The sequence below is a fragment of the Streptomyces sp. NPDC091289 genome (genome assembly GCF_044757365.1).
Taxonomy (GTDB): Bacteria; Actinomycetota; Actinomycetes; order Streptomycetales; family Streptomycetaceae; genus Streptomyces.
The window spans coordinates 40,260-62,287 of record NZ_JBIVUT010000003.1 but is presented as its reverse complement, the minus strand read 5'-3'; the positions used below and the strand labels follow the sequence as shown (position 1 = coordinate 62,287).

Genomic DNA, 22,028 nt, shown 5'->3' with positions numbered 1-22,028 from the left:
CCTGGCAGAGGCCGACCCACCGCCCGCCGCGGCCGACGGAAAGTACCTCGACTCGCGTGTGTCGGGCGCGGCGAAGATCCTGGTCGTCGGCCCGCTGGGAGTGGGCAAGACGACGCTGATCGGTACGGTGTCGGAGATCGAGCCGCTCTCCACCGAGGCGTCCATGACCCAGGCGGGCGTCCGGGTGGACCCGTACACCGGGGACAGCGGCAAGAAGACCACCACGGTCGCCCTCGACTTCGGCCGGCTGACGATCGACGGCGACCTGGTCCTGTATCTGTTCGGCACGCCGGGCCAGCAGCGGTTCCTGCCGGCCTGGCAGGACCTGGCCAAGGGGGCGCTCGGCGCGCTCGCACTGGTGGACAGCCGGGACCTGGCGGCTTCCTTCGACGCGCTGGACAATCTGGAGGATCTGGACCTGCCCTTCGCGGTCGCCGTCAACGTCTTCCCGTCCGGCCCCCGGTACGACGCCGACGACATCCGTACGGCTCTCGATCTGCTGCCCGACACCCAACTGGTGACCTGCGACGCACGGGACCGAACCTCATCGATCCGGGCGCTGATCGCCCTGGTCCGTCACCTCATCCACGTCGCCACGGAGTCTTCATGAGCACGCCGCACCCCACAGCCGGGCCGGCCGTCAGCTGCCCCGTGACCGGCGCCCCCGCCACGGCGACGGCGCTGTACGGGCCCGGCTTCGACGGCAACACGATGCCCACGCTGTACGAGGAACTGCGCGGCACGCACGGCCCGGTGGCGCCGGTGTCCGTCGCCCCCGGCATCGACGCCTGGCTGGTCCTGGGACACCGCGAACTGCTCCGGCTCACCCGCGAGGAGCAGGACTTCTCGCACGACCCGCGCCGGTGGAGCCTGCTGCGCGAAGGCCGGGTGCCGGCCGACTCACCGATCCTGCCGATGGTCGGCTGGCGCCCCGCGCTGCTCTTCGCGGACGGGCAGCAGCACCGCAGGATGCGCGTCGCCGTCTCCGACGCGCTGGCCGGGATCAACGGGCACGAGCTGCGCCGCAGCGTCCGGGCCACGGCCGAGGCCCTGATCGCCGGATTCGCGGCGCACGGCGAGGCCGATCTCGTCGCCGCGTACGCGCGCATGCTGCCGATGCGGGTGATCGCCGGGCTGCTCGGGGTGGACGACCGGACCGGCCGGGAGCTGGTGGAGGCGGTGGGGGGTCTCGTGTCCGCCACCAGCGGGGCGGGGGACGCCAGCCGCAGGATGGGCGCCATCCTGCAGGGACTGATCGAGGAGAAGCGGCGGGCGAGGGGCGACGACATCGTCTCGGCGCTGCTGCACCACCCGGCGCGGCTCACCGACGAGGAGGTGCTGCACAACCTGGTGGTCATGTTCGTCGCGGGCAACCAGACCACGGTGAACTGGATCGCCACCTCGCTGCGCATCCTGCTCTGCGACCCCGCGCTGCGCTCCTCGCTGAGCGGCGGCCACCTCAGCGTGGACGACGCACTCGACCTGGTCCTGTGGCGCTTCCCGCCCACCCAGAACTTCCCGGCCCGCTACGCCACCCGCGACATGAGGTTCGGCGGCCAGGACATCCGGGCGGGCGACATGCTGATCCTGGGCCTGGCAGCGGCCAACGCGGACCCGGAGGTCCTGCCGGCCGACGGCGCCCCCGTGGTCGGCAACCGCTCCCATCTGGCCTTCGGCGCGGGCCCGCACACCTGCCCCGCCCAGGACCCGGCCCGCCTGATCACCCGGACCGCGGTCGACACGATCCGGCACCGCCTGCCCGACCTGGAACTGTCAGTCCCGGAAGGCGAGTTGAAGTGGGTCAACTCTCCTTGGAGCAAGGGACTGGGCACGCTGCCCGTGCGCTTCACCTCGCCGCAGTTGCCGCAGGGCCCGGTGACCTCCGGGGCGACCGGCGCCCCCGCCCCGGCGTGGCCGCACCGGAACGCGGGGCGGCCACCGGCCCGGCCGCGCTGACGCGTCCGGAACCCGTCCTTCCTCGGCTTGTCCCTGTCCCTCCGTAGACCTGGAGTCCTGTTGAACACCTCACCGCTGAACTCCGCGGCCGACCGTCCGCACCGCCTGGACCCGGCGGGGGGCTGCCCGCACGCGGCCAACGCCCGGCTGCTGGCCCGGGGGGCGGTCACCCCGGTGGTCCTCCCCGGCGAGGTGCGGGGGATGGCCGTGCTGGGCCACGACGCGCTCAAGGAATTCCTCGCGCACCCCGACGTCGCCAAGAACGCACAGCACTTCACAGCGCTCCAGGCCGGGGAGATCGCCGACGGCTGGCCGCTGAAGACGTTCGCCACGGTGCAGGGGATGACGACCGCGGACGGCGCCGACCACCGGCGGCTGCGGTCGCTGATGAGCAAGGCGTTCACGACCCGCCGGGTCGAGGAACTCCGCCCGTACGTAGTGGAGCTGACCTCCCGCCTGTTGAACGGCCTGGAGACGGCCGCGGCCGAGGACGGCGTCGTCGATCTGCGCACCCACTTCGCGCTGCCGCTGCCGATGGGCGTCATCTGCGAACTGCTGGGCGTGGACGAGGCCCACCACGACCGGCTGCACGACCTCTCCAACAAGATCGTGGCCACGGACATCGGGCCGGCCGAGGCGATGGCGGCCAACCGGGAGATGGTGGAGGTTCTGAGCGCGGTCGCGGCCGCCCGGGCGGCCGACCCGGGGGACGACCTCACCAGCGCGATGATCGCGGCCCGTGAGGAGGGCGGCGACCGGTTCAGCCCGCACGAGCTGATCGGCACGCTGATGCTGACCATCATCGCGGGGCACGAGACGACGCTGAATCTGATCACGAACGCCGTACGCGCCCTGTGTACCCATCGGGACCAGCTCGACCTGGTCCTGACCGGCGGGGCGAGCTGGGCGGACGTGGTGGAGGAGACGCTGCGCTGGGACAGCCCGGTCAGCTACTTCCCCTTCCGCTACCCGACCCGCGATCTGACCCTGGACGGCACCGTGATCCCCCAGGGCACCCCGGTCCTCGCGGGGTACTCGGCGGCCGGCCGCGACACGCGGGCCCACGGCCCGGACGCGGCACGCTTCGACATCACCCGCGCCGGCGAGTCCCGCCATCTCTCCCTGGGGCACGGCGCGCACTACTGCATGGGCGCGCCTCTGGCCCGTCTGGAGAGCACCACGGCCCTGGAACAGCTCTTCACCCGCTTCCCGGCCCTGGACCTCGCGGTTCCGGAGCCGGAACTGCCGCGCCACGCCTCGTTCGTGGGGAACAGTGTGCGGAAGCTGCCGGTGCGGCTGAAGGGGTGAGAGCGCGCCGCTCACGCGTTCACCGCGCCCAGGTCACGACAGACGTCAGTCGAGGTCGAAAACAGCGGAAGCGGCGGGAGCGGCGGGAGCAGAAGTGGTGACGTCCTGTTCGGCCCAGACCAGTTTGCCGCTGGGCGTCCGGCAGGAACCCCAGCTTCGGCACAGCATGTTGATGAGCTGCAGGCCCCGGCCGCCTTCATCGCTGAGAGTCTGGGGCTGAATATGCGGAAGGTCCGCTCCGGTATCGGTGACTTCGACGGTCACCCGGTCGTGTCGCAGCAGCCGCAGCTGGCCGGGGCCGCCTCCGTAACGCAGGGCGTTGCCGACCAGCTCGCTGACGACGAGCTCGGTGGTGTCGGCCAGCCCGGCCAGGTTCCACCGGTCCAGTTGCTCCCTGACCAGCCGGCGGGCGGCGGAGGCCGCGGTGGCGTCGGACGGCAGCTCCCAGACGACGACGTCGCCCCCGCCGGAAGCGGAGCGGCTGGTGGCCATCAGCATGACGGCCTCGTCGAAGCGGGTGCCGGGACCCGTCCCGGACGTCACCAGAGTGCCCAGGAGGGCGGGATCCATCCGCGACACGGTGTCGCGGAGCCGCTCCAGCTGGGTGTCCACATCATCCGTGCGGGTCTTGAACAGTCCGTCGGTGTAGAGCACGAGCCGGCTTCCCGCGGGCGCCGGCAGCCGGACCGAGGTGTACGGGATGACGCCGGCGCCGAGCGGTGCGCCCGGCGGCACGTCGACGTGCGTGGCGTGCCCCGTGGCGTCGACCAGCAGCGGTGGCGGATGTCCCGCACTCGCAAGGGTGTATTCCCTGGTGGCAGGGTCGTAGACCGCGCACAGGCAGGTGGCGACCTGGTCGTCGTCCAGGTCGCGGGCGGCCAGGTCCATGCGGGCGAGGGTGTGCTCGGGTGCGATGTCCAGGGCCATGAGCGTGCGCGCCACCGTACGCAGCCGCCCCATGGTCGCCGCGGCCGACAGGCCGTGGTTCATGACGTCACCGACGATCAGGGCGCTCCGGCCGCCCGGCAGAGCCACCACGTCGTACCAGTCCCCGCCGACGCCGCTCGTGTCCGTCGGCGGGGCGTAGCGGGCGGTGACGTCCAGGCCCGGTGTGCCCGGCATGGCACGCGGGAGCATGCTGCGCTGCAGGGCGACGAGGCGCTCCCGCTCCTGCCCGTACAGGCGCGCGTTGTCCACGAAGACAGCGGCCCGTGAGGCGAGCTGCATCGCGAGCGCGAGATCGGTGTCGGTGAAGGGGGGCCTGTTGCCCGCCCGGATGAAATCGGCCGCCCCCAGCAGTACGCCCCGGGAGACCAGCGGCACAGCCATGTAGCTGTGCACCCCCGCGTCGCGCAGGAGGGCCGCCGCTCCGGGTGACGGGGCCACCCGGCCGTAGTCGTCGGCGCTCAACCGGGCGATCAGCACCGGCTCCCGCTCGGTCAGGCAGCGGTCCACCGCTCTCTCCTGATAGACGGAGATCTCCCCGATCTCGTCCGGCTCCAGATGCGCCAGCGCGTCGATGACGGCCACGGCGATGGCCCGGGTGACGGTCGGCTGTGCGGCGTCCGCCCGCGCACCCTCCTCGCCGCGCAGCACCGACTCCAGCAGATCGATGGCCCCGCCGTCCGCCAGCCGGGGCACGGCGAACTCGACCAACTCCTGTGCGGTGCGCTCCAGATCGAGCGTGGTCCCGATCCTCGTACTCGCCTCGTTGAGCCACTCCAGGTGGTCGCGGAACACGGAACGGTCGGCCGATGTCGCGCTTCGACGGCGCCGGGAGAGCGTTGCGGCGGCCCCGCTCCGCGCGCGCAGCGGGGTCCGCCTGCGGTCGCCTTTTCGCACGAACGAGCCTCCCGTCCCGCGTCTGCCTGGCCGGATAGAACGATACTCCGGCGCGTACCCGACGGCTCCCGTTCAGAGGCGGGCGGATCACCGCATCGGCCCATCCACGTGCTCGACGGAAAAACTCGACAGAAAGAACGGAGAGATCAGTGTGCCGCGGCTCAGTGGCGGTACGCGGCCGTGGCGATCTCGACGAAGGAACGGATCAACGGGTTGGTGTCGCCCGCGTTCCACACCGCCACCACGCGGCTCGGTGCCATGTCGGCCAGGGGCACCACGGCCAGCTCCGCGGGCAGGTCGTGCCCGAGCGGGACCAGGCCGACCGTGCCGTTCCACAGCACCGCCTGCACGCATTCCTGGACGGCGCGCACCACCGGGCCCTCGCGCGGCCTGCCGCCGTTCCAGTACGACTGCCAGACGGGGTCGGTGCCCGGGGGGAACCGGAACCAGCGGCGGTCGCTCAGATCGGCCAGTCGCAGCCGGTCGCGGCGGGCCAGCGGATCGTCGGAGCGCAGGACCACCCCGACCTGATCGGTCCGCAGCACGCGGGTCGTCAGGGCGGTCCCGTCGAACGGCGCCCGGGTCAGGGCGACGTCCACCAGTCCGGCGCGCAGCCCGCACGTCGGGTCGGTCAGATCGGCGTCGCGGACGCGGATGTCGACGCCGGGGTGGCTTCGGCGGTAGGCGGCGGCCAGCCTGGACACGCCCGGGTCGGTGCCGTCGCCCAGGATGCCGACGGTGATGTGCGCGGTACCGGCCGCCGCGCTCACGCGCGCACCGACGCGGTCGGCGTGTTCGAGCAGGGCCCGCGCCTCGTCGAGCAGCACCGTGCCCACGTGCGTGAGCGTGACGCCGGCGGGAGAACGGACGAACAGCACGGCCCCGACATCGGCCTCCAACCGCTTGATCGCCCGGCTCAGCGGCGGCTGGCTCATGTGCAGCCGGGCGGCGGCCCTGCCGAAGTGCAGTTCCTCGGCGACCGCCACGAAGTAGCGCAAGGTCCGTAGCTCCACGCTGCAACGATACCGATCAGGTATCGGTGGCGCGGAATGGGTCTTGGACACCGGCGGAGCCCCGGCGGTGCACTGGTGAGCACGACGGGGAAGCAAGGCCCGGCGGTCGGCCGCCGACGCCGCCCCCGCAATCGACGCCACCGACGCCACCGACGGACCCATGAACCGGTGGCCCATCGGTGTCCCATGAAACGGAAACCATGAACATCGCCTACTGGATCATCGCGGGGCTCCTCGCCCTCTTCTACTTCTACGCGGGCACGCTGAAGGTGATCCGCGGCCGCGATCAGCTCCGGCCGATGATGGCCTGGGTCGACCGCATGCCCCTGCCCGCCCTCCGGGCGCTGGGAACGGTCGAAATACTCGGCGCGACCGGCCTGATCGTGCCGCCGCTGACAGACATCGCGCCCTTCCTCGCTCCGGCCGCGGCCCTCGGCTTCGTACTCCTGCAGACCGGTGCGATCGCCGTCCATCTGACGGGCGAGGACCGCCGGATCGCACTCAATGTCGGGCTCATCGCCACCGCGGCCGTGACCGGCTGGCTGGCCACCGGGCTGTGATGCGCGAGCGGCGGCACGGCCGTTCCGTCGGCTCGGCATATCCCGTCGCGGTGGCGGGTAGTTGCCTGTTCCCCGCCGGTGTTCGCACGGCGGCACGCGGGTGCGGTGGCCGGCCCCGCCTTCCGATGGAGTGTCCATGCTGCGGATCCACCTCACCCCCGAGGACCTGACGCGGGTCAGGGTGGCCCCGGGGCCGGACTTCCTGTGGGAGATCACCAACAGTGTGCAGACCCTGCAACGGACGGACGGGCAGCGGGTTTTCGGGGCCTGGCGCCGCTGGGTGCGGCCCCGGCTCCCGGAGAGCCGCCGCCTGCTCTCCCCGCTGCTGCCGCCCCGCGGCTACTCCCCCGACTTCCTCACCCCCACCTCCGGCGACCGCACCACGCTCCGGGCCGCCGTCGACACCCTGCTCGGAACACCGCGGCCGAGGCTGCGTGCGGAACTGACCCGGCTGGCCGGGTCGACGCGGCTGCCCGGCTGGGCCGCCTCCCTGGCCGAGGGCGACACGGGCGCGCTCGCACGGCTGGGCGAGGCGCTCCACGCCTACCAGGCGGAAGCGCTCGCACCGCACTGGCGGCACGTCCGCGCCGAACTGGAGGCGGACCGGGCGCTGCGGACACGGCACCTGATGGACGGGGGCACCGAGGCGCTGCTGACCGGGCTCGGGCCCGACGTCCGCTGGCGTCCGCCCGTACTGGAGGTCACCTATCCGGTCGACCAGCACCTGCGACTGGGCGGACGGGGGCTGGTGCTCCAGCCGTCGTTCTTCTGCTGGCCCACCCCGACCACCCTGGCGGACGGCGATCTGCCGCCCGTCCTGGTCCATCCCATCCACCACACGGCCGACTGGGCCGGGCCCACGGGGGCGGCCGGACCGGCGACGGGCCCGGGTCCCCTCGGCCGCCTTCTCGGGCAGACCCGTGCGGACCTGTTGCGGGCCACCCGCGCCGGCTGCTCCACCGTGGAGGCGGCCCGGATGCTCCAGGTGACCCACCCGGCCGTCAGCCAGCACATGAACGTCCTGCGCGCGGCGGGCCTGACCACCACCGTCCGCACGGCCGGCCGCGCCTTTCACGTCGCGACCGCCGAGGGGCGTGCGCTGCTGGCCGCGGAGGACCGCCGCGCCAGGCTCGGGCCGGGCGGCGAACCGCACCCGTAAGCCTGGGCTTACACCGCTTGTGCCCGGCCCGGCCGGGACTCCACGCTGTCTCCTGCCACCGCACCGCACCCGGCCGGACGGCCCCACGCCGTCCCCGCGCCGATGTTCCCGTACGGCCCCGTCCCCCCACAGGAGCCCCCATGCGCGCGAGACTTGTCCTCAGCACGGTCGCAGCCCTCACTCTCGGAGCACTTCTCCTCCCCGGCACCGCTCAGGCGTCGCCCGCCCCCGCCGTCCCGGTCGTCGACGTGCGGGCCCACGACTCGACGGCCGGAACGGCCCTCGCCTCCGGGTACGACGAGCCGGGGACCAGGCTGCGGGTCGACTCCGGGCGCATGGGCGACGCTCGCTGGCTGGAGATCGACTACCAGGTCCAGGAGACCGGCTACTGGTGCGGTCCCGCCGCGACGCGCATCGCGCTCTCCGCCCGGACCGCCGCGCCGAGCCAGGGTGAGCTGGCCGCGCAGCTCGGCACGACCGAGGCGGGCACCGATCACATCGGCCAGGTCACCGGCGTGCTCAACGCCCGGCTCGGCGGCGGCTGGTACGAGACCAAGGAGATGCCGAACGACCCGCCCACCCAGGGGCAGCGGGACCTCCTGTGGCACGACATCGTGTACGACATCGACCGCAACTATCCGCTGGTCGCCAACATCGTCGCCCCGCCGGGCAACCAGCCGCCCGGCTACCCGCCGGACCAGACGATCTACCACTACTTCACCGTCTTCGGCTACGACGCGGTCGACCGGACCGTCCTCATCGCGGACCCCGCGTCCTTCGACGGCAACCAGATCTACTGGATCTCCTTCGACCAACTGGCCACCCTGATCCCGCCGAAGGGCTACTCCGCCTGACTCCGCGCGCCTCAGCCCGCCTCCGCGCGATGTCGCGGGGCGGGCACGGCCGCCCCGCGACCCGATTCCGTTCCCCCCGACCAGGAGGTCACCTTGAGCAGGCAACGGCCCACCCGCAGAGGCGTCATGAGAGCCGCCGCCGGACTGACCGCGACGACGGCACTCGGCGCGGTCGGCGTGCCGGCATCGGCATCCGCCGCCCACGCCGTGGGCGACGGCTTCGGTCTGCGCGTCGTGGACCGCGACGAACGCGATCCCCGCATGCGCTACTTCCGTTTCGCGACCGACGCGATCGGCTGGGACCCAGCCGTCAACGTCCTGCTGCCGGACGGCTACCACACCGGCGAGCGCAGGTACCCGGTCCTCTACCTGTTCCACGGGGGCGGCACCGGACAGGACTTCATCGCCTTCGACCGGATGGGCATCCGTGCCTGGACCGCCGGGAAGCCGCTCATCGTCGTGATGCCCGACGGCGGCGCGGCGGGCTGGTACTCCGACCCGGTCGGCTCCAACCTCGGCCCCCGCAACTGGGAGACCTTCCACATCGCGCAGCTGCTCCCCTGGATCGACGCCAACTTCCGTACGTACGCCGAATACGACGGCCGGGCGGTCTCCGGGTTCTCGATGGGGGGCTTCGGCGCGCTGAAGTACGCGGCCAAGTACTACGGGCACTTCGCCTCGGTCAGCTCCCACTCGGGGCCGGCCAGCCTGCGCCGGGACGCCGGACTCGTCACCCACTGGGCCAACCTCTCCTCGGCGGCGGTGGAGTTGGGCGGCGCCACGGTCTACGGTGCGCCGCTGTGGGACGAGTCCCGGGTCAGCGCCGACAACCCGGTGCAGCGCGTCGAGAGCTACCGGAACAAGCGCGTGTTCCTGGCCGCCGGCACCAGCCCCGACCCGGTCAACTGGTTCGACACGGTCAACGAGACGCAAGTCCTGGCCGGACAGCGGGAGTTCCGCGAGCGCCTCGGCTCGGCGGGCATCGGACACGAGTGGCACGAGGTGCCCGGGGGCCACTTCGTCCGCCCCGATCTGTTCCAGCGGGACCTGGACGGGATCGTCGCCCGCCTCCGTAAGGCCTGACGGGCCGCGCCGCCGACGTACGGCTGAGCCGCCGGGGTCCCGGGGATTCCCGGGCCCGCGGCGGCTCGCCGTGTTCCGTGTGTGCGGCTGTCAGCCGGCGAAGCAGAGCGGCTGGCCGCCGCCGAAGGCGAAGCAGGAGACCTGGCGGGAGGTCGTACCGCTGCGGCCGCCCTTGTCCGTGACGGTCAGCTGCACGGTGTAGGTGTTCTGGGCGGACGGGTAGCGGTGGGTGGTGGTGACGCCGGTGCCGGTGGTGCTGTCGCCGAACTTCCAGGCGTACGAGGCGATGTCGCCGTCCGGGTCACTGGAGGCGGAGGCGTCGAAGGTGCAGTCCCCGTACCAGCAGGAGAGCGTGAAGGAGGCGGTCGGCGCCTGGCCGGCCGGAGGTTCGGTGGTTCCGGCGGTGACCTGCTTGGTCAGGGTGCCCCTCTCGCCGCTGTCGTCGGTGACGGTGAGCTCGACGGCGTACGTGCCGGCCTTGGTGTAGGTGTGGGACGGCTTCGCGCCCTCGCTCTTGGTTCCGTCGCCGAAGTCCCAGGCGTACGAGGCGATGTCACCGTCCGGGTCACTGGAGGCGGAGGCGTCGAAGGTGCAGGACGGGGTGGTCGTGGAGCACTGGGCGGTGAACGCGGCCACCGGCTTGCCGGGTTCGGCCGGTCCGCCGCCGAGGTCGGTGACGTCCAGCAGCTTGTTCGGGGAGGAGGTCCCGGGGTTGGTGACGACGCCGGAGAGGGCGTTGTTCACCAGGGCGTCCCGTACCTGCTGCGGGGTGGCGTTCGGGTGGGCGGAGAGGTGGATGGCCGCCGCGCCCGCCGCGTGCGGGGTCGCCATGGACGTACCGCTCATGGTCTGGGTGCCGCCGCCCATGCGGGTGGAGACGATGGAGCCGCCGGGGGCGAACAGGTCGAGGCAGCGCCCGTAGTTGGAGAAGCTGGAGCGGGCGTCGTTGCTGTCGGTGGAGCCGAGGGTGATGGCGGCGGGCAGCCGGGCGGGGCTGGTGTTGCAGGCGTCCCGGTTGTCGTTGCCCGCGGCGACCGCGACCGGGATCCCGGCGTTGATCGCGCCCTGGACCGCGTCGTCCATGGCCTGGTCGCTGCCGCCGCCGAGCGACATGTTGGCGACGGCCGGCTTCTGGGCGTTCCTGGCCACCCAGTCCATGCCCGCGACGATCTGCGAAGTGGATCCGGATCCCTGGCAGTTGAGGACCCGGACGCCGACGAGTTTCGCCTTCTTGGCGACGCCGTGGCTCTTGCCGCCGACGGTGCCCGCGACATGGGTGCCGTGTCCGTGGCAGTCGGCGGAGTCGGCGTCGTTGTCGATGAAGTCGTAACCGGAGGAGGCGCGGTTCTCGAAGTCGGTGTGCTGGCGGTAGAGGCCCGTGTCCACGATGTACGCGGTCACGCCCTCGCCCTCGTTGGGGTAGGTGTAGGAGGAGTCCTTGACGCCGTCGACCCGGTCCAGGCCCCAGGAGGGCGGGTTGGGCTGGGTTCCGGTGGCCCGGACCTCGGCGTCGGCCTGGACGTAGCGGACGCCGGGCTCGGCCGCGAGCTTCCGTGCCTGGGCGGCGGTCGCCTGGAGCGCGAAGCCCTTGAAGGCGGTGGAGTACACGGTGCGCACGGTGCCGCCGTGCTCCGCGACCAGGCCGGCGGCGGCCGTGCCGGCGGCGATCGAGGGCGCGTCGTCGAGGGCGACGATGTACCGGCCGGGTATGGCCTCGGCCCGGTCCGCGCCGAGGATGCGGCCCTCGGCGGTCGGGGCGGGGGCGGTCGCCCCGTGGGCGGGGGCGGTGCCGGCGAGTCCGAGCGTCATGGCCGCGGCGGCCGCGGCGGCCGCGGTACACAGTGCGCCGACGAGGCGCGGTCTGCTGGTTGTGCGCATGGTCTGGTTGCTCCCTTGGCTCCATGTGATGGGGAACCGCGTCCGGGCCGCCGCGAGTCGGGGGCGGCGGACCGGCGCGGGTGGCACAGGAGCCGCCGCGCCGGGCTGAGGTGTGGGGCGGGGTGTGTGCCCGGTGCGACGACGGGGGCAACTCTCCGGTCCCGCCCCGGCCGGAACAATCCGTACGGCGCTGCGTAGCGCCACCTATTCAATGGCCCCCGTACGCCCGGAATCATGCGGGGCTCCCCCCGGGCGGCTCTCCCGCACCTCGCTGCGGGCGGACACGTTCAGCTTCCGGAGCACCTTCGCGACGTGCTGTTCCACGGTGCGGGGCGACAGGAACAGCAGCTCGGCGATCTCCTTGTTGGTGTGCCCGGTCGCGACCAGGCGGGCGACGTCCCGCTCGCGCGGGGAGAGCTCGTTGCCGTACCCCCTGCGCCCCCGCCGGGGTCCTTGCGGGGCTCCCGCGCCCCGCTCGCGCAGGGCGCTGCGGCAGCGCGCCGCGTCCCGTACGGCCCCCAGCTCCTCGAAGCGGGCGGCGACCGCGCGCAGCCGCTCCACATCGCCCTCGGCGGCCCGTTCCGCGCACAGCGCCGCCGGGTACGGGGCGGGGAGCGCCGCGTACCGTTCGGCGGCGCGGTCGTGGCCGCCCCGGCAGGCGGCGAGCGCGGCCCGCGCGGCGGGCGCGTCCTGCTCCCCGAGTCCGGCCGTGAACTCTGCGACGAGGGCGTCCGCTTCGTGGGTGCGGCCCGCTGCGCGGTGCGCCGTCAGCGCGGCCGGAACCAGCTCCGCGGCCCAGCCCCAGACACCCTTGCGGCGGACCCGGTCCAGCGCCCGCGCGGCCTCCGCGCACGCCCGGTCGCTCTCGCCCCGCTCCAGTCCGATCCGTACGGCGGCGGCCGAGGCGGCGGCGAGGGCGGGGGCCGGGGCGTTGACGGGGTCGCCGAGCGCCGCCGCGTCCAGGTGCTCCAGCGCCGCGTCCCACTCCCCGCGTGTCTCGGCGAGCAGCCCGAGGACGAGGTGGGCGTCGGACGCGATGCCCGAGACGCCGGGCGCGTCGGCCAGGACCGTGCGGGCCCGGTCGGCGAGCCCCCGCCAGGCGCCGCGCGTCCAGGCCATGCGCAGGGCGGTGCCCTCGATGATGCCGCTGAGGAACGGCGCCCCGGCCGCCTCCGCCAGCCGCACCCCTTCCGCCCGGAAGCGTTCGGCGTCGGCGGACCGGCCCATCCAGGCGCAGGCGTCGGCCGCGTTGGCGCACATCCGGGCCAGTTCGACGCGTTCGGCCGCGCTCCGCCCGTCGGCGAGCAGCTTCTCGGCGTCCTCGCGCACCGCGTCGCCGTCGCCGAGGCAGACCCGCAGCGCCAGGTGGTTGCCGCGCACCGCGAGCCGCAGCGCCCGGTCGCCGTGCCGGGCGGCGAGTTCCTCGGCCCGTTCGGCCCAGTGCACGTGGACGGCGACGGGGTGCTCGCCCCACACGGGCATGGCGAGGCCCGCCATCGCACGGGCGGCCAGCTCGGGGCGTTCGTGCAGTTCGTCCACGGCCAGCTCGGTGTCCAGGCGGCCCTGTTCGTGCCGGCCCGCCTGGTTGTTGAGCAGCAGCCCCAGGTTGAGCCGGATCTCGCCCCGTACGGCGTCCGGCAGTTCGGCGGACGCGGCGGAGGAGACGACGCGGCGCAGCAGCCGGCTGGAGCGCCGGTGGGCCAGCCCGAAGAGGGCCGCCCGGCTGAGGCGCACCGCGAGCCGCGCCCGGTCCGCCTCCGGGAGGCAGGGGTCGTCCAGGACCCCCTCGTAGAGCTCGACGGCGAGCGCCGCGTCACCGAGCTGCCGGGCGGATTCGGCGGCCTGTTCGGCGTAGGTGCGCCAGGCGGGCAGGTCGCCCGCCCGACGGGTGTGGTGGGCGAGCTGAACGAGCGGCGGGGGCTCCTGGGCGGCGAGCACGGCGGTGGCGCGCCGGTGGAGCCGTCGCCGGTCCGGCCTCAGGAGCCCTTCGTAGACGGCCTGTTGGGCCAGCCCGTGCCGGAAGCCGTAGCGGTCGTCCCCGCAGTCGTGCAGCACACCGGCGCGCAGTGCCTCCCGCAGGGCGTCCGCCGCCTCGTCGCCGCCCTGGCCCGCCACGGCGCCGATCAGCTCCTCGGCGGCGGGCACCTTCAGTACGGCGGCGGCGTGCACGGCGGCCGCCGCCGGCTCCGAGAGGCCCGCCACCCGCTCGGCCATGGCGTCGCGCAGGAGGAGGGGAACAGCCCCCTGGGAACCGTCGAGTTCGCCGGGTTCCTCCAGGACGAACTCGAGGACGAAGGGAATGCCCGCCGTCCGTTCGTGCAGCCGCTGCGCCACGGCGGCGGGGACGTCACGGCCGGTCAGCGCCGCCGTGAGGGTCCTGACCCCGGCGACGTCGAGCGGGCTCAGCGGGAGGACCACCGAGGTGACGCCCGGCGGGTGCCGGTAGGAGCGGCCCAGCGGCAGCGCCCCGCTCCTGAGGTCCTCACGGCGGTAGCTGAGGACGGTGGACAGGCCCGGCGGCGGGTCGTCGGCCAGGAAGCGCAGCAGGTCCCGGGTGCCGTCGTCGGCCCAGTGCAGATCCTCCACGACGAGGACCACCGGGGACACCGCCGCGAGGAGCGCCCGCACGGCCCGGAAGAGCCGGTGGGCCGCCGCCTGCGGGTCGAGCAACGGGTCCGGATCGGGAGGAAGTTGACCGGCGAGCTCGGGAAGGTAGGGCCGCAGGGCACCACAGACCGGGTTGAGCCGCTCGGGCACCGCGCCCTCCAGGGTGCGCAGGACGTCGAAGACGGGACCGTACGGGAAGGGCTCGCGCAGCGGTGGGCAGGCGCCGGCCAGGATCCGCACGCCGGGCGGGCGGCCGGGGCCCGGCACGGGGTGTCCGACGGCCTCCCGGATCAGCCGGGTCTTGCCGACGCCCGCCTCTCCCTCGATCAGGGCGACCGATGGCGGGTGGGCCATCGCGTCGAGCAGTGCGTGCAGTTCTCCGGTCCGTCCGACCAGCACCAATGTGGACTCCCCTGATGGCGGCGGCAGATGTCGGCGAAACTACCCCCGGCCGCCGGGGCCGTCCAGCAGCGCTCCGGCATCGCGTGCCTCATCCGGCGCTCCCGGCGCTCCCGGCGCTCCCGGCGTGAACATCGCGGCCCAGGGGCACGTACCTCTGACCGAAGGCATCAGCACCGGGACACCGACGAAGGGAATTGCCGCGATGAGCGCAACGCAGGAGCACCGGAGCCTCCTCGGACGCCGCACGGTCGTCGTAGCGGTGGGAGCGGCCGGAGCGGCTGCCGCCCTCACCGCATGCGGCGGATCGGACGATTCGGGAGGCTCGGAGGCGGTCGAGCAGCCCGGGAGCAGCGGCGAGGGCAAGGGCACGGGCACGGGCGGCGAGGTGCTCGCCGCGGCCTCCGACATTCCGGAGGGCGGCGGAGTGGTCTTCGCCGCGCAGAAGGTCGTGGTGACCCAGCCGCGGCCCGGCGAGTTCAAGGCGTTCTCGTCCACGTGCACCCATCAGGGCTGCGCGGTCAAAGACGTCTCGGCCGGCACGATCACCTGCCCCTGTCACAACTCCACCTTCGACGCCGCCACGGGCAGCCCGACCGGCGGACCCGCCACCCAGCCGCTGCCCGCCCGTGAGATCACCGTCGAGGGCGACTCGATCAAGCTGGTGTAGCGGCCCCTTGCCGACGCGGTCGCTTCCAACTGCCGAGGACGGCGTCCGTGGCGGTGACGGTGGCGACCAGGGCAAGGGTGTTGCGGACCATGGCGGGGGTGTACTCCACGGGCACCCCCGCGATGGCGTCGGCCGGGACGACGGCCGTGTAGCCGAGGTTGACCGCGTCGAAGACCGCGTTGGGGATGGCGATGTTGGCCGATACGCCGGTGACGACGAGCGTGCGGCAGCCGAGGTTGCGCAGCAGCGGGTCGACATCGGTGCCGGCCAGGGGCGAGAGGCCGTGCAGCCGGCGGACGACGAGGTCCTCGTCGGCCACCTCGATGGGGGGCGCGACCCGGACGGCGGTGCTGCCGGTGTGCTGCTGGACGGGCAGCCGGGCGGCGGCGCGGAAGAGCCGGGCGTTGCGGTTGCCGCCGCGCCCGTCGGGGCGGCTCTCGGCGACCGCGTGCATCACCTGGACGCCGTTCTCGTGGGCGGCGGCGACGAGCCGGGCGATGTTGGCCATGGCGCCCGACGAGCGGGCGGCGGCGGCGAGTTCCGGCAGGGCGCTGTCCGGCCCCACGACGCCCTGCTGGCACTCGACGGTCAGCAGGACGGTGGTGGCGGGGTCGAGCAGCGCGGTGAGCCGCTCCTGTGATTCCCTCGACGGCACGGGCACCCCTCTCTTCGGACGGGTTTCGCGGACGGACCGGGCGCGCGAGAGTAGCGGCCATTGCGTCACGAAGGAAGAGCGTCCATGATTTCTGACACCTAGTCAGATTTCAGGCGGAATTCCGGATGCGATTCCAGGAGAGGGCGACCATGACCGATACCCAACGACGAGGCCGCCGGATCATGATGACGCCGGAGGAGCGGGACGCCTACCTCGGTGAACAGCGCACCTGCCGGGTGGCCACGCTCGGCTCCGACGGCGCTCCGCACATCGGTGCGCTGTGGTTCGTCTGGGACGGCGGCTCCCTCTGGCTGTACTCCATCACGCGCAGCCTGCGCTGGTCCCAGCTGCGCGAGGACACCAGGATCGCCGTGGTCGTGGACGACGGCGAGGGGTACGAGGAGCTGCGCGGCGTGGAGCTCACCGGCCGGGCGGAGTTCGTCGGCGAGGCGCCCCGCACGGGCGAGCCCTGCCCCGAACTCGACGAGCCGGAACGGCTGTTCCCGGTGAAGTACTTCGGCATCACGGAGATGCCCCACGACGGACGGCACGCCTGGCTGCGGCTCACCCCGGAGACGATCACCTCCTGGGACTTCCGCAAGCTCGCCGGTCTCAGCTGATCCCGACGGGCGGGACCCCGGCGGGCGGGACAACGGTGGGCGGCACGAAGCTCATCCCCCGGCGGCCGCCACGCCCGCACCCGCCGCCCGCAGCGCCTCCACCGCGGCGCGGACCGACGGGCGGCGGTCCGCGTCGGTGCGCCAGACCACATGGACGTGCCGTCGCATGGTCTGCCGCACCGGCACCAGGCGCACCCCGTCGGGAACCGGGCCGCGCCCCAGCCGGGGAGCCACACAGACGCCGAACCCGGCGGCGATCAGGGCGAGTTGCGTATGGTGCTCACCGGCCAGATGGGCGATGCGCGGCTCGATGCCCCGGGAGCGCAGCGTGAACATCAGCCACTCGTAACAGAATTCACCCTCGGGCCAGGACACCCACGGGTCGTCCGCGAAGTCCTCCAGCTCCACCTCCTCGCGGTCCGCCAGCGGATGCCCGGCCGGCATGGCGATGTCCGGGGCGTCGTCGAGGAGTTCGGCCTTGGTCAGTCCGCCGGGCACGGGCAGCCGCTTGTTGCTCCAGTCGAGCACGACGGCCAGGTCGACGTCTCCGCGCAGCACCGCGCGCAGCCCCTGCTCGGGCTCCAACTCCCGCGTACGGACGGTGAGGTCGGGGTGGTCGGCGCGCAGGGTGGTGAGCGTCGCGGGGAACAGCCCGCGCGCCGCGGTCGGGAAGGCGCAGATCCGCACCTCGCCCACGACCTCGCCCCGCTGCGCCTCGATGTCGGACTGGGCGAGCTCCACCTGCGACAGGATCCGCGCGGCGTGGTCCGCGAGCAGCCGGCCCGCGTCGGTGAGGCGGACGCCCCGGCCGTTCTTGGCGAGCAGCCGTTGCCCCACCTCGCGCTCCAGCTTGGCCATCTGCTGCGAGACCGCCGATGTCGTGACGTGCAGGCCGTCGGCCGCCCCGCTCACCGAGCCGTGCCGGGCGAGGGCGTCCAGGGTGCGCAGCCGCTCCAGATTCAACATGTAAGCGATGCTACGCGATCGCATACAGAAACATTCGCTTGTCCTACGAGATCTTCTTCGTCAGGCTGGACCTCATGAGCGCTCCCTGCGAGCCGAGGGCCACGACCCCGGCCCCGGCATCAGCACCACCCCCGCCCGTTCCGCCGGCATCGTCCACGCCGACCACGCCGTCCGCACCGGCCGCCCGGCGCCCTGCCCTCGACTGGCGGATCCGGTTCGCGGCGCTCTCGCTCATCTGGGGATTCAGCTTTCTGCTGATCAAGGTCGGGACCGAGGGCTACGCCCCGTTCCAGGTCACCTTCGGCCGGCTGCTGGCCGGTACGGCGGTGCTGGTCGCCGCCATGGTGATGCGCCGGGAACGGCTGCCGCACTCCGCCCGGACCTGGGGGCACCTCATGGTCGCGGCGTTCCTCCTCAACGCGCTGCCGTTCTCGCTCTTCTCCTACGCCGAGCTGACGATCCCCTCGACGCTGGCCGGTATCTGCAACGCGACCTCGCCGCTGTGGGGCATGGCGCTCTCGGTGGTCGCCCTGTCCGAGGACCGTCCGACCCGCCGCCGGGTGGCCGGTCTCGGGGTCGGCTTCCTCGGCGTCCTCACGGTGCTGGGCGCCTGGCAGGGCTTCTCCGGCCTGGACCTGCCGGGTACGGGCATGGCGCTGCTCGCCTCGTTCTGCTATCCGGTCGGCTGGATCTACGTCCGCCGCACCCTGGCCGGGACCGGTTCGTCGACGCTGGCGCTGACGGGCAGCCAGCTCTTCCTCGGTACGGCGCAACTGGCCGTGGTGACACCACTGTTCACCTCGGCACCCACCTCCTTCCCGCTTCTGCCGACGCTCAGCATCCTCGCCCTGGGCGCGCTGGGCACGGGCCTCGCGGTGCTGCTCCAGTACGGCCTGGTCCAGGAGGTCGGTCCGACGACGGCCCAGATGGTCACGTACTTCATCCCGGTGATCGCGACGGCGGCGGGCGTCGCGCTGCTGGGCGAACGGCTGAGCTGGAACACCCCGGTCGGGGCTCTGATCATCCTCGTCGGCGCGGCCCTCACCCAGAGCCGGGCCCGCCCGGCCGCCACCGCCGCACCGGAGAAGCCGGCCACCCCGCCGGACGCGAACACCGCCCGCCTCACCCGTAACTGACCGGCCCCAGGCGTGACCGACCGACCGCCCCACCCGTAACCGACCGGCCCCGGCCGTGACCGACCGACCCACCCCACCCGTAACTGACCCGTCCCACCCGTAACCGACCTGCCCCAGCCGTGACCGACCGACCCGGCTCAGCCGTAACTGACCGGCCGCGCCGGCCCCGCGGCGACGGCCACCGCGTCCGCCAGGGGCCCGATGTCCGCCGCGGTCAGCCGGGAGACGGTGAGCCGCACCCCCTGCGGCGTGTCCAGCCGGAAGCGGGCGCCCGGGGCAGCCGCCCAGCCCGCGTGGAGCAGCCGGGCGACGGCCCCGGTCTCGTCGCTCACCGGCACCCACACGTTCATCCCGCTGCGGCCCCGGGCGCTCACGCCGCGCTCCGCCAGTGCGCGGATGAGCGCGTCCCGGCGATCACCGTAGGACCGCGCGACCGTACGGGTGTCGACGGCGCCCGAGGTCCACAGCTGGAGCACGGCGCGCTGGAGCAGTCGGCTGACCCAGCCGGGTCCGAGCCGCTGCCGCCCCGTCACCCGGTCGACCGTCACGGCGTCCCCGGTGAGGGTGGCGACCCGCAGATCCGGGCCGTACGCCTTGGCCGCCGAGCGGATGAACGCCCAGTGCGTCGTCGCTCCGGCCAGCGGATGCAGCGGCAGGTCGACGATGGCGTGTCCGTGGTCGTCCTCGATCAGCAGCACGTCCGGGTGCCGGGCGAGGACCGCACGCAGCTCCCGGGCGCGCGGCGCGTCCAGCGACGCACCGGTCGGGTTCTGCGCCCGGCAGGTGACGACGAGGGCCCGCACCCCGGCCCGCAGCGCCCGCTCCACATCGGCGGGCAGCGGACCGGAGTCGTCCACGCCGACCGGTACGACGCGCAGCCCGAGCGCCGGTACGAGGTCGAGCACGCTGCCCCAGCCGGGGTCCTCCACCGCCACCGCGTCGCCCGGTCTGAGGTGCGCCGCAAGGACCCGCTCGATGGCGTCCAGAGCACCGGAGGTCACGGCGACCGGCCCGGCGGGGACCCCGTCGGCGTCCAGCGCGGCCCGGGCGTACGCGGCGAACTCCGCGACCACCGGGGGCTGCCCGTACAGGCCGTGGCTCTCCGCATCGGCGGCGGCGGCCGCGGCGAGCGCCGGCCCGAGGTCGGGCAGCAGCTCCGGATCGGGATTGCCCTCGCCGAGGTCCCGGACGCCCGGGGGCGCCTCGATCCGCAGCGATCCGCGCGATGTGCTGGCCGGGGCGGGACGCACCCGGCTCCCCCGGCGGCCCGCCGTCTCGATTACCCCGCGCTCGCGAAGCGTTCGGTAGGCGGCCGCCACCGTATTGGGATTGACCTCCAGGCGCGCCGCCAACTCCCGCATCGGGGGCAGCACATGACCCGGCGGGAGGTCTCCGGAGCCGACCCCGCGCTCGACACTGGCGGCAATCTCCGATGCGCGCCGCCCACTGATCCGATACTCTCCTAGCACAAACAACAGTATGCACTAGTGCAATGGAGTACGCAATGCAGCACACCGCAACGCCCGACGGCACGGGCTCCGGCGTCGCCGCCCCCTACCTTCCCACCGATCGCACGGTCCCCACCCGGTCCAAGGAGCGCGCCTCCTACGACCGCGAGCTGGTCCACTCGATCCTCGACGAGGCCTTCCTCTGCCACCTGGGCTTCGTGCGCGACGACGCCCCGGTCGTCCTGCCGACCCTCTTCGGCCGGATAGGAGAGCGGCTGTACGTCCACGGTTCGACGGGCTCGCGACCGCTGCGGTCGGCGAAGAGCGCGGATCCGGGGCTGCCGGTCTGCCTGACGGTCACCCATGTCGACGCCCTCGTGCTGGCCAGGTCCGCCTTCCACCACTCGATGAACTACCGCTCGGTGGTGGTGCACGGCACGGCCGTGCCGGTGACCGACCCCGAGGAGCGCAGGCTCGCCCTGGACGCGATCGTGGACCAGGTCGTGCCCGGCCGCTCCCGCGACTCCCGGCCGGCCGACGCCAAGGAACTCGCCTCGACGGCGGTGATCCGGCTGGACCTGAACGAGGTGTCCGCGAAGGTCCGCACCGGCGGGCCCAACGACGAGCCCGAGGACGGCGCGCTGCCCCACTGGACCGGCATCGTGCCGCTCACCCGTGGCTACGCGACGCCGGTCCCCGCGGACGACCTGGACCCGGCCATCGGCGTACCGGACTATCTGTCCGCACTCTGACGGGGTCGCGGCAGCCACGACTGCCGCGACCGGCACGGCCACCGCCGGGGCGGCCACCGCCGGGGCGGCCCGTCGCACCGCCCCCGACGGGCGGCGGCCGTCACACCGCCACGGCCACCGCCCGTCGGGCAGGGCCCCGTCACACCGCCAGGACTTCCTTCCGGCGGGCGACCGCCGCGCCGCGCGCCTCCGCGAGGGCCAGTCCGGCCACGGCGGTCAGCAGGAGCAGCGTGCCGAGAACCGTGGCCGCCGTCAGCCGCTCCCGCAGGACGGTCACCGCGATGACGGCCGCGCTCACCGGCTCCAGGAGCATGATCACGGAGACGGTGGCCGCCCTGACGGCGGCCGCTCCGGCGAAGTACAGCGCGTAGGCGAGCGCGGTGGGGATCGCCGCCACATAGAACAGCAGCCACAGCACCTGCCCGGTCTCGGCGGTGTGCGGCACCAGCCCCTCGGCCAGGGCCATGGGCAGCAGACCCACCGCTCCGATGCCGAACGCCCAGGCGCTGGTGGTCAGCGCGTCACCGCCGTCGCCGTCCCGCCCGAGCCACCGGGTGAGCAGCGTGATCGCCGCGTACCCGGAGGCGGACAGCAGCGCCAGCAGCACCCCGGCCGGCACGACGTCGCCGCCCTCGCCGCCCAGGACCAGCACGGCGAGCCCGGTCAGCGCGCCGGTCACGGCGGCCAGGCCGCCCCTGCCGAGGCGTTCGCCCAGCAGCAGGCGCGCCCCGAGGGCGATCAGGACGGGCCCGGCGCCGAGCGTGACGACGGTGCCGACGGCGAGGCCGGTGGCCTCGACGGCCGCGAAGTACGCGCTCTGGAACACGGTGAGACCGATGCCGGTGCCGAGGATCCGGAGCAGCCGGCGACGCCGCGGCTCGGGCTCCCGGGGCGCCCGGCGGGGCCGCAGGGCGAGCGCCCCGGCGAGCAGGACGAGGCCGCCGGCGCAGCGCCAGAAGGACAGGGCGAGGGGGCCGAGATCGCTGACCCGGAAGATCAGGGACGCGGCCGCGCCGGCGGTGCCCCAGGCGACACCGGCGACGACGAGATACAGCATGCTCCGCCCGACGGGCAGCGCGGAAGCAACAGAGGTGGACATGTGACTTCTCCAGAGGAGGACAG

The 22,028-nt window shown here is 73.7% G+C and carries 19 protein-coding genes; 11 read left to right on the top strand and 8 right to left on the bottom strand.

The genetic code is table 11. From position 1 onward, the window contains the following. Window positions 1–58 precede the first annotated feature (58 nt). Genes ACIQPT_RS04445 through ACIQPT_RS04435 form a run of 3 tightly spaced genes read left to right on the top strand, consistent with a single transcriptional unit; the run spans window position 59 to window position 3,264 of the window. Window positions 59–610 carry a GTP-binding protein gene (locus tag ACIQPT_RS04445; protein WP_401153056.1) on the top strand — a complete coding sequence of 184 codons (552 nt, stop codon included), beginning with the start codon at window positions 59–61 and terminating at the stop codon, window positions 608–610. Next, window positions 607–1,956 (top strand): cytochrome P450, encoded by a 1,350-nt coding sequence (locus ACIQPT_RS04440; protein ID WP_401152645.1) that lies wholly within the window; start codon window positions 607–609, stop codon window positions 1,954–1,956. The genes ACIQPT_RS04445 and ACIQPT_RS04440 overlap by 4 nt, the downstream gene beginning before the upstream one ends. 60 nt (window positions 1,957–2,016) lie before the next feature. Further along, window positions 2,017–3,264, top strand: coding sequence for a cytochrome P450 (locus tag ACIQPT_RS04435; RefSeq protein WP_401152643.1), 1,248 nt, complete (start codon window positions 2,017–2,019; stop codon window positions 3,262–3,264). A gap of 45 nt (window positions 3,265–3,309) precedes the next feature. On the opposite strand, the gene ACIQPT_RS04430 is transcribed toward ACIQPT_RS04435, so the two are convergent. Then, on the bottom strand, window positions 3,310–5,004 hold the full coding sequence (locus ACIQPT_RS04430; protein WP_401153055.1) for a SpoIIE family protein phosphatase: 1,695 nt from the start codon (window positions 5,002–5,004) through the stop codon (window positions 3,310–3,312). Window positions 5,005–5,267: 263 nt separating this feature from the next. After that, complete coding sequence (locus ACIQPT_RS04425) at window positions 5,268–6,119, bottom strand: LysR family transcriptional regulator (RefSeq protein ID WP_401152641.1); 852 nt, start codon at window positions 6,117–6,119, stop codon at window positions 5,268–5,270. A 200-nt stretch (window positions 6,120–6,319) separates the two neighbouring features. Between ACIQPT_RS04425 and ACIQPT_RS04420 the strand changes: the two genes are divergently transcribed. The 4 genes from ACIQPT_RS04420 to ACIQPT_RS04405 all read left to right on the top strand — a co-directional run bounded on the left by ACIQPT_RS04420 (window position 6,320) and on the right by ACIQPT_RS04405 (window position 9,775). Further along, a complete protein-coding gene (locus ACIQPT_RS04420) occupies window positions 6,320–6,679 on the top strand; it encodes a DoxX family protein (RefSeq protein ID WP_401152640.1) in 360 nt (119 codons plus the stop codon). A gap of 136 nt (window positions 6,680–6,815) precedes the next feature. Then, on the top strand, window positions 6,816–7,838 hold the full coding sequence (locus ACIQPT_RS04415; RefSeq protein ID WP_401152638.1) for a winged helix-turn-helix domain-containing protein: 1,023 nt from the start codon (window positions 6,816–6,818) through the stop codon (window positions 7,836–7,838). 140 nt (window positions 7,839–7,978) lie between these two features. Then, window positions 7,979–8,692, top strand: a complete 714-nt coding sequence (locus tag ACIQPT_RS04410; RefSeq protein WP_401152637.1) for a C39 family peptidase — start codon at window positions 7,979–7,981, stop codon at window positions 8,690–8,692. Window positions 8,693–8,785: 93 nt separating this feature from the next. After that, window positions 8,786–9,775, top strand: coding sequence for an alpha/beta hydrolase (locus ACIQPT_RS04405; protein ID WP_401152635.1), 990 nt, complete (start codon window positions 8,786–8,788; stop codon window positions 9,773–9,775). A gap of 90 nt (window positions 9,776–9,865) precedes the next feature. Here ACIQPT_RS04405 and ACIQPT_RS04400 read toward each other — a convergent pair whose 3' ends face one another. Together ACIQPT_RS04400 and ACIQPT_RS04395 are read right to left on the bottom strand one after the other, a co-directional pair. Then, window positions 9,866–11,653: a S8 family serine peptidase gene (locus tag ACIQPT_RS04400; protein ID WP_401152634.1), complete on the bottom strand. Its 1,788-nt coding sequence runs from the start codon at window positions 11,651–11,653 to the stop codon at window positions 9,866–9,868. 204 nt (window positions 11,654–11,857) lie between these two features. Beyond that, entirely contained in the window at window positions 11,858–14,659 is a 2,802-nt protein-coding gene (locus ACIQPT_RS04395) for an ATP-binding protein (RefSeq protein ID WP_401152633.1), read from the bottom strand. A 205-nt stretch (window positions 14,660–14,864) separates the two neighbouring features. On the opposite strand from ACIQPT_RS04395, the gene ACIQPT_RS04390 reads away from it, so the two are divergent. Continuing rightward, window positions 14,865–15,329 (top strand): Rieske (2Fe-2S) protein, encoded by a 465-nt coding sequence (locus ACIQPT_RS04390; RefSeq protein ID WP_401152632.1) that lies wholly within the window; start codon window positions 14,865–14,867, stop codon window positions 15,327–15,329. Here the strand turns inward: ACIQPT_RS04390 and ACIQPT_RS04385 are convergent. Next, on the bottom strand, window positions 15,316–15,984 hold the full coding sequence (locus ACIQPT_RS04385) for a cysteine hydrolase (RefSeq protein ID WP_401152631.1): 669 nt from the start codon (window positions 15,982–15,984) through the stop codon (window positions 15,316–15,318). The two genes, ACIQPT_RS04390 and ACIQPT_RS04385, sit on opposite strands and share 14 nt — an antisense overlap. Before the next feature lie 149 nt (window positions 15,985–16,133). On the opposite strand from ACIQPT_RS04385, the gene ACIQPT_RS04380 reads away from it, so the two are divergent. Continuing rightward, window positions 16,134–16,604, top strand: a complete 471-nt coding sequence (locus tag ACIQPT_RS04380; protein ID WP_401152629.1) for a pyridoxamine 5'-phosphate oxidase family protein — start codon at window positions 16,134–16,136, stop codon at window positions 16,602–16,604. 51 nt (window positions 16,605–16,655) lie between these two features. Here the strand turns inward: ACIQPT_RS04380 and ACIQPT_RS04375 are convergent, their stop codons facing one another. After that, entirely contained in the window at window positions 16,656–17,570 is a 915-nt protein-coding gene (locus ACIQPT_RS04375; protein ID WP_401152628.1) for a LysR family transcriptional regulator, read from the bottom strand. Between the two features lie 74 nt (window positions 17,571–17,644). On the opposite strand from ACIQPT_RS04375, the gene ACIQPT_RS04370 reads away from it, so the two are divergent. Further along, window positions 17,645–18,706, top strand: coding sequence for a DMT family transporter (locus tag ACIQPT_RS04370; RefSeq protein WP_401152626.1), 1,062 nt, complete (start codon window positions 17,645–17,647; stop codon window positions 18,704–18,706). A gap of 137 nt (window positions 18,707–18,843) precedes the next feature. Here ACIQPT_RS04370 and ACIQPT_RS04365 read toward each other — a convergent pair whose 3' ends face one another. After that, the gene (locus ACIQPT_RS04365; protein WP_401152624.1) at window positions 18,844–20,175 is read right to left on the bottom strand and encodes an aminotransferase class I/II-fold pyridoxal phosphate-dependent enzyme; all 1,332 of its coding nucleotides are present in this window, start codon (window positions 20,173–20,175) and stop codon (window positions 18,844–18,846) included. A 35-nt stretch (window positions 20,176–20,210) separates the two neighbouring features. Here ACIQPT_RS04365 and ACIQPT_RS04360 point away from each other — a divergent pair, with 35 nt between their 5' ends. Then, complete coding sequence (locus ACIQPT_RS04360) at window positions 20,211–20,906, top strand: pyridoxamine 5'-phosphate oxidase family protein (RefSeq protein ID WP_401152622.1); 696 nt, start codon at window positions 20,211–20,213, stop codon at window positions 20,904–20,906. Window positions 20,907–21,045: 139 nt separating this feature from the next. Here the strand turns inward: ACIQPT_RS04360 and ACIQPT_RS04355 are convergent, their stop codons facing one another. After that, window positions 21,046–22,005 (bottom strand): DMT family transporter, encoded by a 960-nt coding sequence (locus ACIQPT_RS04355; protein WP_401152620.1) that lies wholly within the window; start codon window positions 22,003–22,005, stop codon window positions 21,046–21,048. Window positions 22,006–22,028: the final 23 nt, after the last annotated feature.